The organism is Serratia bockelmannii, assembly GCF_051803255.1.
GTDB classification, from domain to species: Bacteria; Pseudomonadota; Gammaproteobacteria; order Enterobacterales; family Enterobacteriaceae; genus Serratia; species Serratia bockelmannii.
Map to the genome: position 1 here is coordinate 3,594,488 of NZ_CP196512.1, position 16,349 is coordinate 3,610,836.

Sequence of the window (16,349 nt, forward strand, 5' to 3'; positions counted from 1 at the left end):
CACCCCTTATTGAGCGTTGTACAAAATGACCGCGGCGGTTGCCAGCAGGTTCAGCAGCGTCAGCGGCAGGCACACTTTCCAGCCGAAGGACATCACCTGGTCATAACGCGGACGCGGCAGCGCGGCACGGATCAGGATGAACATCATCATGAAGAAGGCCGTTTTCAACGCGAACCAGATGAATGGCGGCAGGAACGGACCCTGCCAGCCGCCGAAGAACAACGTCACAATCAGGGCGGACACGGTGACGATACCGATGTATTCCCCCACGAAGAACAGACCGAACTTCATGCCGGAATATTCGATGTGGTAACCGTCGGCCAGTTCCTGCTCGGCTTCCGGCTGGTCAAACGGGTGACGGTGGCACACCGCCACGCCGGCGATCGCGAAGGTCACGAAGCCGAAGAACTGCGGAATGACGTTCCAGACGTGCGCCTGGGATTCAACGATGGCCTGCATGTTGAACGAATCCGCCTGCATCACCACGCCCATCAGCGACAGGCCGATGAACACTTCGTAGCTCAGGGTTTGCGCGGAGGCGCGCATCGCGCCCAACAGCGAGTATTTGTTGTTGCTCGACCATCCGGCGAACAGCACGGCGTACACCGCCAGGCCGGCCATCATCAGGAAGAACAGAATACCGATGTTGAGATCGGACACCGCCCAGGTCGGGCTGACCGGAACGATGGCAAATGCCAGCAACAGGGAAGTAAAGGCGATCATCGGCGCCAGGGTGAAGATCACCCGGTCGGAGAATCTCGGTACCCAGTCTTCCTTGAAGAACATTTTGATCATGTCGGCGACCAGCTGCAGCGAGCCGCCCCAGCCTACGCGGTTCGGTCCGTAACGGTTCTGGAACAGGCCGAGCAGGCGGCGTTCGCCGAAGCTCATGAACGCCCCGCACGCCACGACCACCAACAGGATCACGACCGCTTTAAGAACGGCGATCAGAATGTCGATCACCTCAGGGGTAAACCAGCTCATCGTGCTGCCTCCCGCAGATTGTCTACCTTAGCACCCACCAAAATCGGCGGGATCCCTGGCAAGCCGAGCGGCAAACCAACCTGGCCCTGGGTCAGGGTTTCACTCAGACGTACCGGCAGACGCAAGGTCTGGCCCGCACAGCTGAACTCCACCAGGCTGCCCGCGTTGACGCCAAGGGTCGCCGCGTCGGCCGGGTTGACCATCACGTAAGCTTCCGGCATGCGCTGCTGGATCACGTGAGAGCGCTGCGACATTTCATCGCTGCCGAACAGGTGGTAGTAAGGCGCGACACGCCAGCCGTCGTTCGGATTGAAGGCGGCTGGCACGCGGTCGAAGTAACCGAGGCTGCCCTCCCCCGCTTCGATCAGGCGCACGCCCGGATCGCCGTGGCGCAGTTTGCCGCCCACTTCGGCCTGGAACTTGTTCCATGCCTGCGGTGAGTTCCAGCCTGGCGCCCAGGCGAACGGGATCTGCTGACGATCGGCCAGCGGGCTGTTGTTCCCTTCCATCGAGAAGGCGAACATGGTGTCTTTATCCTGCGGCTGACGCGGCTCGTGCACGCTGATGTTGGCGCGCATGGCGGTACGGCCGCTGGAACGGTGCGGCGAACGCGCCAGCTTCTGACCGCGAATGCGGAACGTCGCGTCCGGCGCGGCATCGACGATGCCCTGCAGCTGCGGCAACGCGGCGACGCAAGCGGCGATCACGTCATCGAGCTGAGTCCAGTCCACATGGCGGCTGGTGTAGGTGGAGTGCAGCGAGTGCATCCAGCGCCAGCTTTCCAGCATCACGGTGAACTGATTCTTCTTGGCGTCGTCGTAGTAAGCCGGATCGTATACCTGGAAGAAGCGCTGCGCGCGGCCTTCCTGGTTGATCAGCGTACCGTCGCTCTCGGCAAAGCTGGCCGAGGAGAGGATCAGGTTGGCTTTGTCCATGATCGCGGTGCGCTGGTGATCGGCGACGATCAGGTTGTTGACCTTGGCCAACGCTGCGTCCACCTGCGCCGCCGGCGCATGACGATAGAGATCGTTTTCCATCACGATGGCGGTGTCGGCTGCGCCGCTCGCCAGCTGTTCCAACGCCTGATCGAGCGAACCGCCGCCGATCATCGCCAGACCCATGCTGTTGGCGGCGCCCGCCACGAAGGTGATGCCGACGTCGGAACCGCGGCCCTTCAACGCTTTGGCGATGTTGGCCGCCGCTTCGATGATGGCTTCGCTGCCGGCGTTGCTGCCGGTCACGATCAGCGGTTTGCGTGCGCCGGTCAGCGCCTGCACGATGATATCGACTTTCTTGTTCAGGCCGTCGGCCAGATCGTTCACCGCCGGCGCTGCGCTATCCAGCGCGTGCGCGATGGCGAAGCCGAAGCGTGCCTGCTCGTCCACCGGCGCGCGGTAGTTCCAGGCGGCAATGTCGTCCAGGCGGGTGTTGTCGATGTTAGTGGTGAACAGCGGGTACTTGGCGTGCTGACCGATGTTCTGCACCGCCGCGATCTGCCAGTCGGCAACACGTTGCGCCGCCGCCATCGCGCGAGCTTTTCCCTTGACGGCCTGGCGCACGGACAGCGCGATACGCGCACCGGTTTGCGTCAGGTCTTCGCCCAGCACCAGCACCGCGTCGTAATCTTCGATCTCACGCAGCGCCGGCGTATGGACGCCGCCGTTTTTCAGCACGTTCAGCATCAGCGCCAGGCGTGATTGCTCCGCCTGAGCGATCCCGGTGTAGTAGTTCTCGGCGCCGACCAGCTCGCGCAGTGCGAAGTTGCTTTCCAGGCTGGCGCGCGGGGAGCCGATGCCGATGGTTTTCTTCGCCTGACGCAGGATGTCCGCCGCGCCCTGCATCGCCTGCTCGGCGTTCAGGGTGATCCAGTCATCGCCGCGCAGCTGCTGCGGTTGACGCGGACGATCTTTCTGGTTGACGTAGCCGTAACCGAAACGACCGCGGTCGCACAGGAAGTAGTGGTTCACGCTGCCGTTGTAACGGTTTTCGATACGGCGCAGCTCGCCATAGCGTTCGCCCGGGCTGGTGTTACAGCCGATGCTGCACTGCTGGCAAATGCTCGGCGCGAACTGCATGTCCCATTTACGGTTGTAGCGTTCGGAGTGCGTTTTGTCGGTGAATACGCCGGTCGGGCACACTTCCACCAGGTTGCCGGAGAACTCGCTTTCCAGCGTGCCGCTTTCCGGGCGACCGAAGTAGACGTTGTCGTGCGCGCCGTACACGCCGAAGTCGGTGCCGTCCGCATAGTCTTTGTAGTAACGCACGCAGCGGTAGCAGGCGATGCAGCGGTTCATCTCGTGCGAGATAAACGGCCCCAGCTCCTGGTTGTTGTGGGTACGCTTGGTGAAGCGGTAGCGGCGGAAGCTGTGGCCGGTCATTACCGTCATATCCTGCAGGTGACAGTTACCGCCTTCTTCACAGACCGGGCAATCGTGCGGGTGGTTGGTCATCAACCACTCGACCACGCTTTCACGGAACTGCTTCGCTTCGCCGTCATCGATGGAGATGAAGGTGCCATCGGATGCCGGGGTCATACAGGACATCACCAAACGGCCGCGCGTATCTTCCGCGTTTTGGTATTGCTTTACCGCACATTGGCGGCAAGCGCCGACGCTTCCCAGCGCCGGATGCCAGCAAAAGTAAGGAATATCAAGGCCGAGGGAAAGACAAGCCTGCAGCAGGTTGTCCGCCCCGTCTACCTCATACTCTTTGCCGTCTACATGAATCGTAGCCATAGTCAGCATGCTTCCAAGTGGCCTGCCTTGCGGCAGGCGTTAATCAAAAATTCTGGCCGTGTTCGGGCGAGTTCGGCTTACCAGCGCTGCTTCAGCAGATTGTTCGGCTGAATGCCGCCAATCGCATGGGCGTTGCCGAAGTGCTGCACGGCGATACCCGCCTCGAACTCTTCACGGAAATATTTAATCGCGCTTTGCAGTGGCTCTACGGCACCTGGCGCGTGGGCGCAGAAGGTTTTGCCCGGGCCGAGGGAGCGGCACAGCTGTTCGAGGGTTTCGATATCCCCCGGCTGCCCTTCGCCGTTTTCCAACGCACGCAGGATCTTCACGCTCCACGGCAGGCCGTCGCGGCATGGCGTACACCAGCCGCAGGACTCGCGGGCGAAGAACTCTTCCAGGTTACGCACCAGCGGCACCATGCCGATCTCGTGGTCTACCGCCATCGCCAGCGCGGTGCCGAGACGGCTGCCGGCTTTGCCGATCGCGCCGTATTCCATCGGCAGGTCGAGGTGATCGGCGGTCAGGAAGTCGGTGCCCGCGCCGCCCGGCTGCCAGGCTTTGAAACGCAGACCGTCGCGCATGCCGCCGGCGTAGTCTTCCAGGATCTCGCGCGCGGTGGTACCGAACGGCAGCTCCCAGACGCCCGGATTTTTCACCCGGCCGGAGAAGCCCATCAGCTTGGTGCCTTTGTCTTCACTGCCGGAGATGCCGGTGTACCACTCCACGCCGTTCGCCAAAATGGCCGGCACGTTGCACAGCGTTTCGACGTTGTTGACGCAGGTCGGCTTGCCCCAGACGCCGGCGCTGGCCGGGAATGGCGGCTTGGAGCGCGGGTTGGCGCGGCGGCCTTCCAGCGAGTTGATCAGCGCGGTCTCTTCGCCGCAGATGTAACGGCCGGCGCCGGTGTGCACAATCAGCTCGAAATCAAACCCGGTGCCGAGAATGTTCTTGCCCAGATAGCCGGCTTCGGTGGCTTCCGCGATGGCGCGACGCAGGTGCGCCGCCGCTTCGATGTACTCGCCGCGCAGGAAGATGTACCCGCGATAGGCTTTCAGCGCGAACGCGGAGATCAGCATGCCTTCCACCAACAGGTGCGGCAGCTGCTCCATCAGCAGGCGGTCTTTATAGGTGCCCGGCTCCATCTCATCGGCGTTACACAGCAGGTAACGGATGTTCATGGATTCGTCCTTCGGCATCAGGCTCCACTTCAAACCGGTGGAGAAGCCCGCGCCGCCGCGGCCCTTCAGCCCGGAATCTTTCACCAGGCCGACGATCTCGTCCGGGGCCAGGCCTTTGAGGGCCTTCTCTGCGCCGGCATAGCCGTTTTTGCTGCGGTATTCGTCCAGCCACAGCGGCTGCTTGTCATCGCGCAGACGCCAGGTCAGCGGATGCGTTTCGGGAGTGCGTACAATGTGCTTGGTCATTGATACTGCTCCAGTAGCGTCTCGATATCTTCAGGCTTCAACTGACTGTGAGTGTCCTCATCAATCATCATGGTCGGCCCTTTATCGCAGTTGCCCAGACAGCAGGTCGGCAGCAGCGTGAAGCGGCCATCAAAAGTGGTTTGACCCGGCTTGATGTTCAGCTTCTTCTCGATAGCGGCCTGAATGCCCTGGTAACCGGTGATGTGACAAACAACGCTGTCACAATAACGGATCACGTGACGTCCTACTGGCTGACGGAAAATCTGGCTGTAGAACGTGGCCACGCCTTCTACGTCGCTGGCGGGGATGCCCAGCACTTCCGCGATGGCGTAAATCGCACCGTCCGGAACCCAGCCGCGCTGCTTCTGCACAATTTTCAGTGCTTCGATGGAAGCGGCGCGCGGATCCTCGTAATGGTGCTTTTCGTGCTCGATCGCATCACGTTCTTCCGCGCTCAGTACAAATGCATCAACGCCGCTCTGAGGAGCGGCTGCATTGATGGGCTCGAGCGCATCGTTGACTGCGTGATTGTCTTTTTGATCATGCATAGTTAGCGGTCCACATCTGACATTACAAAATCGATACTACCCAGATAGACGATCAGGTCGGAAACCAGGCTGCCTCGGATGACCGATGGGATCTGCTGCAGGTGCGCAAAGCTCGGCGTACGTACCCGGGTGCGGTAGCTCATGGTGCTGCCGTCGCTGGTCAGGTAGTAGCTGTTGATCCCTTTGGTGGCTTCAATCATCTGGAATGATTCGTTGGCTGGCATCACCGGGCCCCAGGAAACCTGCAGGAAGTGGGTGATCAGCGTTTCAATGTGCTGCAGCGTGCGCTCTTTCGGCGGCGGCGTGGTCAGCGGGTGATCGGCCTTGAACGGGCCTTCCGGCATGTTGTTCAGGCACTGTTCGAGGATGCGCAGGCTCTGGCGCAGCTCTTCCACCTTCAGCATCACGCGGGTGTAGCAGTCGCTGTTGCCGTCGCCCACTGGCACTTCGAAGTCGAAGTTCTCATAGCCGGAGTAAGGACGCCATTTACGCACGTCGAACTCAACGCCGGTAGCACGCAGGCCGGCACCGGTCACACCCCACTCCAGCGCTTCCTTGGCGTTGTAAGACGCTACGCCGATGGAACGGCCTTTCAGGATGCTGTTCTTCAGCGCCGCTTTCACGTAAGAATCCAGACGTTTCGGCATCCAGTCGAGGAATTCACGCAGCAGGCGATCCCAACCGCGCGGCAGATCGTGCGCGACGCCGCCGATGCGGAACCAGGCCGGGTGCATACGGAAGCCGGTAATCGCTTCCACCAGATCGTAGATTTTCTGACGGTCGGTAAAGGCGAAGAACACCGGGGTCATCGCGCCGACGTCCTGAATGAAGGTGGAGATATACAGCAGGTGGCTGTTGATACGGAACAGCTCGGACAGCATCACGCGGATAGTGTCGACGCGCTCAGGCACCTTAATGCCGGCCAGCTTCTCGACCGCCAGCACGTAAGGCATTTCGTTCACGCAGCCGCCGAGATACTCGATGCGGTCGGTGTACGGAATGTAGCTGTGCCAGGATTGACGCTCGCCCATCTTCTCGGCGCCGCGGTGGTGATAACCGATGTCCGGCACGCAGTCGACGATCTCTTCGCCGTCCAGCTGCAGAATGATGCGGAACGCACCGTGCGCAGACGGGTGGTTCGGGCCGAGGTTGAGGAACATGAAGTCTTCGTTCTCGGTGCCGCGCTTCATGCCCCAGTCTTCCGGCTTGAAGGTCAGCGCTTCCATCTCCAGATCTTCTTTCTGCTTGGTCAGCACGAAAGGATCGAATTCGGTGGCGCGCGCCGGGTAGTCCTTGCGCAGCGGGTGCCCTTCCCAGGTCTGCGGCATCATGATGCGCGACAGGTGCGGGTGGCCGTCGAAGGTGATGCCGAACATTTCCCAGGTTTCGCGCTCATACCAGTTGGCGTTCGGGAATACCTTGGTCGCCGTGGGCACGTGCAGGTCTTTTTCAGACAGCGCCACCTTCAGCATGATGTCGCGGTTGCGCTCGATGGAAATCAGATGGTAGAAAACGGAGAAATCCGCAGCGGGCAGGCCGTCGCGGTGGGTGCGAAGACGTTCGTCCACGCCATGCAGATCGAACAGCATGACATACGGCTTCGGCTGTTTTCTCAGGAACGTCATTACTTCCAGTAACTGGTCAGGTTTAACCCATACCACGGGCATGCCGGTACGGGTGGCCTGAACAGTAAAGGCTTCCGGCCCAAAACGGTTGCGCAGTTCGCCGATCACCGGGTCGTCAAGGTGATCTCGGGTCTGCCAGGCAGGCAAGGCGTCGTGCGTCGTCAAATCTGTCATAATTTTTTTTCACCACACTAAAGGGTTATTCGCCGCAAGTTTCACTTTTCGCTGTGTTAACCAATAGCGCACTAAGATGGACGTTAAATGAACGTCTTAAATCTCGTCAGGCGTCCGGAGGTTGGTCACCGCGATGCGCTCGCCGTGTTTACGCTCTCTTTCAGACTGCATATTGGCGCGGTAAACGCCCTGATCGCCGACAACCCACGACAGCGGGCGACGTTCTTTGCCGATAGATTCCTGCAGCAGCATCAGCGCTTGCATGTAGGCTTCCGGACGCGGTGGGCAGCCGGGAATGTACACGTCGACCGGCAGGAACTTGTCCACGCCCTGCACCACGGAATAGATGTCGTACATACCACCGGAGTTGGCGCAGGCGCCCATCGAGATCACCCACTTCGGTTCCAGCATCTGCTCGTACAGGCGCTGGATGACCGGGGCCATCTTGGTGAAACAGGTACCGGCCACCACCATCAGGTCAGCCTGACGCGGGGAGGCGCGCAACACTTCCGCACCGAAACGCGCCACGTCGTGAACGGCGGTAAACGACGTCACCATCTCCACGTAACAGCACGAAAGGCCGAAGTTATACGGCCAAATAGAGTTTTTACGCCCCCAGTTCACCATGTCATGCAGCGCATGTTCGAGTTTACCCATGTAAACCGTGCGGTGGACCTGTTGTTCCAGGGGATCGGCGACGATCTCCTGTTTTTGCAGGGGATAACGGTCGTTCTCACCGTTCGGGTCTATGCGGGTGAGCGTATAGTCCATCTTAATGCCTCGCTGTTACTGCGGATGACTGTTGGTGTTAGTGATCGTGCTCGGTTTGCTGCGGCGTTGGGAACGCGCCGGAGTCCAATCCAACGCGCCGATGCGCACCAGATAAACCAGACCGGCCAATAGCACCAAAATGAAAATGGCGGCTTCGATAAAGCCTACCCAACCGCTCTCGCGAACCGAGACCGACCAGGCATACAGGTATAAGGCTTCAACGTCGAAAATAACGAAGAACATGGCCACCAGGTAGAACTTGGCGGACAAGCGCATGCGCGCCGTGCCGACCGAGTCGATGCCTGATTCAAACGGGGTGTGTTTGGCGCGCGCCCGGGCTCTCCCGCCCAAGAAGAACGCGCCCAGCAGCATTAAGCCGCAGAGCCCGATAGCCACAACGAGAAATACGGCGAGCGCCCAGTGATGAGCGATAACTTCAGTGGTTGTTGACATACTCTATGCTTACTCATCAAAAGTGGCGTCGATCGCACTGCTCTTGTCACCGGCAGTTAGTGCGCCACATCGATTTAAGGGAAGGATAAATAACCACACAAACAAACTGCTTTTACAGCGAGTTAGGCAGCGTTTTTCTGTGGGCTTTTTACTCCTTTCTATAACCTTTTGTCAACTTTGACAAAAGTATCTACACACTAGTTTACATACGTATCATTTGATTAACATTTGATGCGCCAGGGACAGGCTAAATCGTGTCAGTTAATTTTTGTGTAGAAACAGATAGATATAAACCAACATGCACATTTCAGTTTTACTATACCATTGTCTCAGGAATTCCCTGTTCTTCCACTCACTACCTAGGGGTATTTTTTTGATCCAGGACACGTTTTCAGCATAAATCCTCAAAAAAAGTGTGGCCCTTTAACAATTTTCCTCAAATTGAGCCGCAAAAACGGCCGCTATAAGCTAACAAAATACCCCTGCTATTACCATGCCTTTAACCCATTCAATCTTATTGCTCAAAAAACGAACTTAGCGTATTAAACCCGGCCAAACTCTCTTTTCATTAACGCTTAAAAGTTAACAAAACAGCCAATTCAATTGAAAATACAAGCCAAATACATATAAATAAATTTTTAGGTAAAAAAAGGGCAAAAAAAACCTCCGCCGAAGCAGAGGTTTTTCATCAGATATCGCGCCGCGACGTTATTCTTCTTCGTCCACCAGGCTGGCGTCATCCTGATCGCTCTGGAGACCGCCTTCCGCACCGTTGAAGCCATAGCCGTCATTGCCGCCCTGCATCGCGCTGAAGATGGCCATCGCCAGCTCGTTGCTGCACTGCGCGTTTTTGCACAGCGCATACTGGGTATCCGGCAGCGGCGGCAAACCTTCCACCGCGCCCAGCACCCGCAGATCGGGGCTCATCATCTCGATCGGCCGTGCGGTCACGCCCAGGCCGGCTTTACAGGCCGCCCGCACCGCGGACAGCGTGGAGGCGACGTAGGCGATACGCCACGGAATACCGGCTTCGTCCAACTGTTTAATCGCCAGCGCGCGGAACGGGCTTGGCTCATCCATTACCACCAGCGGGATCGGTTCGCCGGCCTGATAGTGATAATCGGCGGCGCAATACCACAGCGTCGGCGACGTGCGCAGCACGATGTGCGGGTGCCCGGCAGGATCGGCCGTGGTCACCGCCAGATCGATCTCGCCCTCTTCCAGCAGATCGACCATCGTCGTACTGCGCTTTACGCGCACGTCAATGGCCAGCTTCGGATAGATGGCGGTCACGCGGTTCAACAGGAAAGGCAGAATGGTATCGGCGGTGTCGTCGGAAGCACCGATGGTCAGAACACCTTTTATATTGTTGTACATCAGCGAGGTACAGGCTTCGTCGTTAAAGCGCAGGATCTTCCTGGCATAACCGAGAAGCTGAATACCATGCTCAGTCAGGAGTTTGTTGCGCCCATGGCGGGCAAACAGTTCTTTGCCGACCAGTTGCTCTAATCGCTGCATTTGTTGACTGACGGCTGATTGAGTACGGCAAACGGCAACAGCCGCCGCGGCGAAGGTATTCAAATCAGCAACCGCAACAAAGGTTCTTAGCAGATCGAGGTCGAGATTAAGTATCGGACGATTTGCAGTTGTCATAGTGTATTCTTCACTTTTTTAAATTCTAATTTACGAACTACTACCCTGGTGTGTTTCTCAGACGCCGTTGAAAAGGACGGCGCCTGTTATGACAGTACCCCACTCATAAGTGGAGGGCAAAAAAATTACTTATGATTCGTTACCTCTATCGCTTTTTAAAATGCGATCTATCGATGGTGCTTATAGAACGCGGGGGACTGAATACCGGTGAAAAGGGAAAACCCCCACCGAACCTGAGATTTTACTCATTCATACTGCCTAATTTCCACTCCATTCGTGCTACTGAGAACCCTTATCAACCGGCCTTCAGACTGCATTCCAGAGCAAAAAAGATAAATAATTAACGGTACCGACTTCATGTTACTACTCAATGAATTTAATAAATTCAATCATTAAGATTTTTGCTTTAAATAATAATCTTATAACCACATAAACAATGCTTAAGGTAAAATATAAAGTAAAGCTAATGTAAATATGTCATTTTCCTTAGTGTGGTGCGCGAACCGACACCCCGCTATCAGACTACTCCGGTATTATCGTTCCTTTACAGTTTATTGAAGCCTATTCTCCCTTTCGGCTTATCAGTTCACTGCTGCCGGCCGCGATCGCCGGCACGTCTCGTTTATCGACGCTTGATTTAACAGAACAAAACCCTAGTAAAATTATAGTTCATGAAATTATGAACCACAAAATAACTTTACCTTTGCTTATCATAACTAAAATCCCCCGTTACGACATGCATTTGCACCAAAGGCGTGCAAAACCCTTCAAAAGCAACTACGCCAGGAGTACATTGGGCGGGTTGCGGCGTCCCACGGTAGGAGCGCCCCTATCCCAGCAAAAGGCTCAACTTTTTATGTCCCCCATTGAGAAATCCAGCAAACTGGACAACGTCTGCTATGACATTCGCGGCCCGGTGCTTAAAGAAGCTAAACGTCTTGAAGAAGAAGGCAACAAAGTCCTGAAACTGAACATCGGCAACCCTGCCCCGTTCGGTTTCGACGCCCCGGACGAAATCCTGGTCGACGTGATCCGCAATCTGCCCACGGCGCAAGGCTACTCCGACTCCAAGGGCCTCTTCTCGGCGCGTAAAGCGATCATGCAGCACTATCAGGCGCGCAACATGCGTGACGTGACCGTTGAGGATATCTACATTGGCAATGGCGTCTCTGAGCTGATCGTCCAATCCATGCAGGCGCTGCTCAACAGCGGCGACGAAATGCTGGTACCGGCGCCGGACTACCCGCTGTGGACCGCTGCGGTATCGCTGTCCGGCGGCAAGGCCGTGCACTACCTGTGCGATGAGCAGGCCGGCTGGTTCCCGGATCTGGACGATATCATCAGCAAGATCACCCCGCGCACCCGCGGTATCGTGATCATCAACCCAAACAACCCGACCGGCGCGGTTTACAGCAAAGCGCTGTTGGAACAGATCGTCGAGATCGCCCGTCAACACAACCTGATCATCTTCGCCGACGAGATCTACGACAAGATCCTGTACGACGACGCCGAACACCACTCGATCGCCGCACTGGCGCCAGATCTGCTGACCGTGACCTTCAACGGCCTGTCGAAAACCTACCGCGTGGCGGGCTTCCGCCAGGGCTGGATGGTGCTGAACGGGCCGAAGAAGCACGCCAAAGGCTATATCGAAGGGCTGGAGATGCTGGCTTCGATGCGCCTGTGCGCCAACGTGCCGATGCAGCACGCCATTCAGACCGCGCTGGGCGGTTATCAGAGCATCAGCGAATTCATTCAGCCCGGCGGCCGCCTGTACGAACAACGCAACCGCACCTGGGAATTGCTCAACGACATCCCGGGCGTCTCTTGCGTGAAGCCGCAGGGCGCGTTGTACATGTTCCCGCGCATCGATGCCAAACGCTTCAACATCCACGACGACCAGAAGCTGGTGCTGGATCTGTTGCTACAGGAAAAAGTGCTGCTGGTGCAAGGTTCGGCGTTCAACTGGCCTTACCCGGATCACGTGCGCATCGTCACCCTGCCGCGCGTAGACGAACTGGAAATGGCGGTCGGCAAGCTGGGCCGCTTCCTTGAAGGTTACCACCAGTAATCGCCTGGGGCGCAGCGCCTTGCTGCGCCCTTCTCTTATTGCCCGGTTGCAAAATTCGCCGTCACTGCTTCACAATGGGGCCCTCACTTGCCGTTAAAGAGAGCACCATGAGCCAGAGCCATTTCTTCGCCCATCTGTCCCGCCTGAAACTGATCAACCGCTGGCCACTGATGCGCAACGTGCGTACCGAGAACGTCTCCGAACACAGTCTGCAGGTGGCTTTCGTCGCCCACGCGTTGGCGGTGATCAAGAACCGCAAATTCAACGGCAACCTCAATGCCGACCGCGTTGCGCTGTTAGCGATGTATCACGACGCCAGCGAAGTGATCACCGGCGACATGCCGACGCCGATCAAGTACTACAATCCGCAGATCGCCCATGAATACAAGAAGATCGAAAAGATCGCCCAGCAAAAGCTGCTGGACATGATCCCCGCTGAGCTGCGCAACGATTTCCGCACCATTCTCGATGAGCACTACTACAGCGAAGATGAAAAGCAGGTAGTGAAGCAGGCAGACGCGCTGTGCGCCTACCTGAAATGTCTGGAGGAACTCTCTGCCGGCAACAATGAATTCACCCTGGCCAAGGCGCGGCTGGATAAAACCCTGGAACAGCGCCGCAGCCCGGAAATGGACTACTTTATGGACGTGTTCATTCCCAGTTTCAGCCTGTCATTGGACGAAATCAGCCTCGACAGCTCGCTGTAACCCCACCGGCGCAGCCTCGCTGCGCCGTTAAAAACCGTAGAGCCACGGCACCACAATCACGCTGACCGCCATCACCAACAGGGTGAACGGCACGCCGAGACGCACGAAATCGCCGAACTTGTAATTGCCCGGCCCCAGCACCAGCGTGTTGACCGGTGAAGAGACCGGCGTCATAAAGGCGGCGGACGCGGCGATGGCGATAATCATCGCGAACGGGTATGGCGAGACGCCCATTTCGCGCGCGGCGGCAATGGCGATCGGCGCCATCAGCACCGCCGTCGCGGTATTGGAAATAAACAGGCCAATGGTGGCGCACAAGACGAACAGGCACAGCAGCATCACGCGCGGCCCCGCGCCGCCGGCGACGTCCATCAGCCCGCGGACGATCAGATCCACCCCGCCGGTCTTTTGCAGCGCCTGCGCGAACGGCATCATGCCGACGATCAAAATGATGCTCGGCCAATGGATCGATTTATAGGCGCTCTCCATGTCGATACAGCGGAACTTGCCCATCAGCAGGCAGGCGATCAGCGCCGCGATCGGGTTGGGAATTTCGTCGGTCAGCATCATCGCCACCATCAACGCCAGGCAAAACAGCGCGTGCGGCGCCTGGGTGATGGCCGGCGCCACTTCGTCCACTTCGGCCGGCAGGTTGAGCACGATAAAGTCGTGGGTTTTGGCCTGCAGCTGACGAATCGCCTTCCAGTCGCCGATCACCAGCAAAATGTCGCCCAGCTCCAGCGGCTCGTCCACCAGCTTGCCGCTCAGGGTCTCGCCGTGGCGGCGGATGCCCACCACATTCAGATCGTAGCGGCTGCGGAACGCCGCTTCGCGCAGGCTTTTGCCCAGCAGCGCCGAGTCCGGGATCAGCGACACTTCAGCCATGCCGACGTTGCGCGACTGTTCAGAGAAGTAATCGCCGCGCAGCACCATCGGCTCCAGCCGCTGCTCGCCGCAGAATTCGCGCAGATCGACCTGGCTGTCCGACATGTCGATCAAGAGGACGTCGCCCTCGCGCAGCTCGGTGCTGCCGGAGGCGCTGACCATCACCCGCCGGAAGCGTTTCCAGCGCTCGATGCCCACCACGTTGGCACCATAGCGCGCACGCAGGTGCAGTTCATCCAGCGAACGTCCGATCAGCGGCGAAGCGCTGCGGACAGCCAGCCGCCGCGCGCGGCCGGTCAGCTTGTAATCACGGATCAGGTCGCGGAAGGTACGACGCTGCCAGTCATCTCCGGCTTTGCCGGTGTCACCGCTGCCCAGCCAACGCCGGGCGATCAGCATGTAGCCGACACCCAGCGCCAGCACCACCAGGCCAATGGGCGTCACGCTGAAGAAACCGAAACCATGGATGCCTTCCCGCACCAGTTCGCTGTTGACCACCATGTTGGGCGGCGTGGCCACCAGCGTCATCATGCCGCTGATAAGCCCAGCGAAGCTGAGCGGCATCATCAGCCGCCCCGGCGCGATCTTCATTCTGGCCGTCACGCTGAGCACCACCGGGATAAAGATCGCCACCACGCCGGTCGAGCTCATGAACGCGCCCAGCCCGGCGACCGTCACCATCAGCAGCATCAACATTTTGGTTTCGCTGCTGCCGGCCACTTTCACCAACCAGTCGCCCACCTGATAGGCCACGCCGGTACGCACCAACCCTTCGCCGATCACGAACAGCGCGGCGATCAAAATCACGTTGGGATCGCTGAAACCGACCGTCGCTTCCTGCAGGCTGAGCGTGCCGCTCAGCACGAAGGCGATAATCACCAACAGCGCCACCACGTCCATCCGCAGCTTGTTGGTGGTAAACAGCACGATGGCAATCAGCAGTAAACTCAGCACCCACAGTAATTCGCTGTTCAAAACGGCCTCATCCGGCAAATGTCCAAGGGTCTAAAAAATAGCATAAAAAAACCCCGCCGAAGCGGGGTCTAATCAATTAGGGTGAAGATAATGCCACTCAGGCCAGCCGGCGAACGATCGCGCCCTGCGCCGTTTTATCGACGGCGATCTGCGCCAGCGAATCCAGCCGCAGGTCGACCTGCTCCAGCTTCGGCGCATCGGCCGGGGCGTTGACCGCAATCACCTGACAGCCCGCAGCCAGACCCGAAAGAATGCCGGCCGGCGCGTCTTCAACCACCACGCACTCGTGCGGCGCCAGCCCCAGGCGCTCGGCGCCCAGCAGGTAGGCATCGGGCTGTGGCTTACCGTGTTTAACCTGCTCGGCGGTGATGAACACCGCCGGCTGCGGCAAACCGCCGGCCTGGCGGCGAGCACCGGCCACTGGCACCGAACCGGAGGTGACGATCGCCCAAGGGATGCCGAGCGCGTTCAGGCGCTCCAGCAGCGCGATGGCGCCCGGCAGCGCGCGAACGCCGTCGGTATCCTGCGCTTCCACCTGCTCCAGCAGTTGGAACTCGCGCTGAATTTCCGCTTCGCTTTCGTCCGGCATAAAGTGGCGCAGAGAAGTAATGGCCTGTTTACCGTGAATGAAGTCCAGCACCGCTTGCGGATCGACGCCGCGGCGCTCGGCCCAGTGCGTCCAGGCACGCTCTACCGCCGGCAGAGAATCCACCAGGGTGCCATCAAGATCGAACAGAAAACCCTTACACTCCACAGAAAACCTCTTCTTAATCAAGCATTGATGATTTGCGCTATCTCAACGGCGCTCAAGTGATACTGGCGCGGACAGGCCAGCCAGATCGCCAGCATACGCTGGTACTTTTCCCACATTTTGGTCTGGGCGTTAAAACCGTGGCTACCGGAATCGAAGTGAGTATAACGCCCCTCGGTGCTGACCAGGAAACGCACGTAGCTCAGGTAGCGCGCCTCGGTAGCGGCGTCGAAGCCGAGAAACGCCAGGCGGCGCTCGTCCAGATCCTGCTTCTCTTTCAGGTTGCCCCAGGAAACCTGCAGCGCATGGTGCATCTCCATCACGTTGATGATGGTGCGGCACACCTCTTCGCTCAGTTCGCCGAAGTCGCGATCCAGTTCGCGCATTTGCAAACCGAAGCCGCGTTCGACGATGGTTTGCAACCGGCGATAACGGTCGCCGTTGTCCGGATCGAGCAGGGTCATCATCTTGTACTGGTTCGACAGGATCAGCCGCTGGGCGTTGGTCATTTCCATCAGGATTTCCTCATTTCTGTGTGATGGCGGGAGCATCGCACAGCGCAAGAACGCAGGAAATCACAACTCGACCGTTCT

General features: G+C 58.4%; 13 protein-coding genes. 2 read left to right on the forward strand and 11 right to left on the reverse strand.

The window, feature by feature from the left end; all coding sequences use genetic code 11:
* Window positions 1–6: 6 nt before the first annotated feature.
* The 8 genes from nuoH to lrhA all read right to left on the reverse strand — a co-directional run bounded on the left by nuoH (window position 7) and on the right by lrhA (window position 10,367).
* Window positions 7–984: an NADH-quinone oxidoreductase subunit NuoH gene (gene nuoH, locus ACSJLU_RS17120; RefSeq protein ID WP_025303661.1), complete on the reverse strand. Its 978-nt coding sequence runs from the start codon at window positions 982–984 to the stop codon at window positions 7–9.
* Window positions 981–3,719, reverse strand: a complete 2,739-nt coding sequence (gene nuoG, locus ACSJLU_RS17125) for an NADH-quinone oxidoreductase subunit NuoG (protein WP_060447996.1) — start codon at window positions 3,717–3,719, stop codon at window positions 981–983. The genes nuoH and nuoG overlap by 4 nt, the downstream gene beginning before the upstream one ends.
* A 77-nt stretch (window positions 3,720–3,796) precedes the next feature.
* Entirely contained in the window at window positions 3,797–5,143 is a 1,347-nt protein-coding gene (gene nuoF, locus ACSJLU_RS17130; protein WP_015378579.1) for an NADH-quinone oxidoreductase subunit NuoF, read from the reverse strand.
* Window positions 5,140–5,691, reverse strand: coding sequence for an NADH-quinone oxidoreductase subunit NuoE (gene nuoE, locus ACSJLU_RS17135; RefSeq protein WP_004936034.1), 552 nt, complete (start codon window positions 5,689–5,691; stop codon window positions 5,140–5,142). Before nuoE ends, nuoF begins: the two co-directional genes overlap by 4 nt.
* A 2-nt stretch (window positions 5,692–5,693) precedes the next feature.
* Complete coding sequence (nuoC, locus tag ACSJLU_RS17140; protein WP_025303662.1) at window positions 5,694–7,490, reverse strand: NADH-quinone oxidoreductase subunit C/D; 1,797 nt, start codon at window positions 7,488–7,490, stop codon at window positions 5,694–5,696.
* A gap of 96 nt (window positions 7,491–7,586) precedes the next feature.
* A complete protein-coding gene (locus ACSJLU_RS17145; RefSeq protein WP_004936039.1) occupies window positions 7,587–8,261 on the reverse strand; it encodes a NuoB/complex I 20 kDa subunit family protein in 675 nt (224 codons plus the stop codon).
* Window positions 8,262–8,276: 15 nt separating this feature from the next.
* A complete protein-coding gene (nuoA, locus tag ACSJLU_RS17150; protein WP_025303663.1) occupies window positions 8,277–8,714 on the reverse strand; it encodes an NADH-quinone oxidoreductase subunit NuoA in 438 nt (145 codons plus the stop codon).
* A gap of 708 nt (window positions 8,715–9,422) precedes the next feature.
* Window positions 9,423–10,367, reverse strand: a complete 945-nt coding sequence (gene lrhA, locus ACSJLU_RS17155; protein WP_025303664.1) for a transcriptional regulator LrhA — start codon at window positions 10,365–10,367, stop codon at window positions 9,423–9,425.
* Window positions 10,368–11,223: 856 nt separating this feature from the next.
* Here lrhA and ACSJLU_RS17160 point away from each other — a divergent pair.
* Together ACSJLU_RS17160 and yfbR are read left to right on the forward strand one after the other, a co-directional pair.
* A complete protein-coding gene (locus tag ACSJLU_RS17160) occupies window positions 11,224–12,438 on the forward strand; it encodes a pyridoxal phosphate-dependent aminotransferase (RefSeq protein WP_025303665.1) in 1,215 nt (404 codons plus the stop codon).
* A gap of 107 nt (window positions 12,439–12,545) precedes the next feature.
* Window positions 12,546–13,145, forward strand: coding sequence for a 5'-deoxynucleotidase (gene yfbR / locus ACSJLU_RS17165; RefSeq protein ID WP_025303666.1), 600 nt, complete (start codon window positions 12,546–12,548; stop codon window positions 13,143–13,145).
* Between the two features lie 27 nt (window positions 13,146–13,172).
* On the opposite strand, the gene ACSJLU_RS17170 is transcribed toward yfbR, so the two are convergent.
* The 3 genes from ACSJLU_RS17170 to ACSJLU_RS17180 form a co-directional block, all read right to left on the reverse strand.
* A complete protein-coding gene (locus ACSJLU_RS17170; protein ID WP_043140070.1) occupies window positions 13,173–15,005 on the reverse strand; it encodes an SLC13 family permease in 1,833 nt (610 codons plus the stop codon).
* A 97-nt stretch (window positions 15,006–15,102) separates the two neighbouring features.
* Window positions 15,103–15,759 (reverse strand): sugar phosphatase, encoded by a 657-nt coding sequence (locus tag ACSJLU_RS17175; RefSeq protein WP_049207312.1) that lies wholly within the window; start codon window positions 15,757–15,759, stop codon window positions 15,103–15,105.
* 17 nt (window positions 15,760–15,776) lie between these two features.
* Window positions 15,777–16,271 (reverse strand): YfbU family protein, encoded by a 495-nt coding sequence (locus tag ACSJLU_RS17180; protein WP_016926898.1) that lies wholly within the window; start codon window positions 16,269–16,271, stop codon window positions 15,777–15,779.
* Window positions 16,272–16,349: the final 78 nt, after the last annotated feature.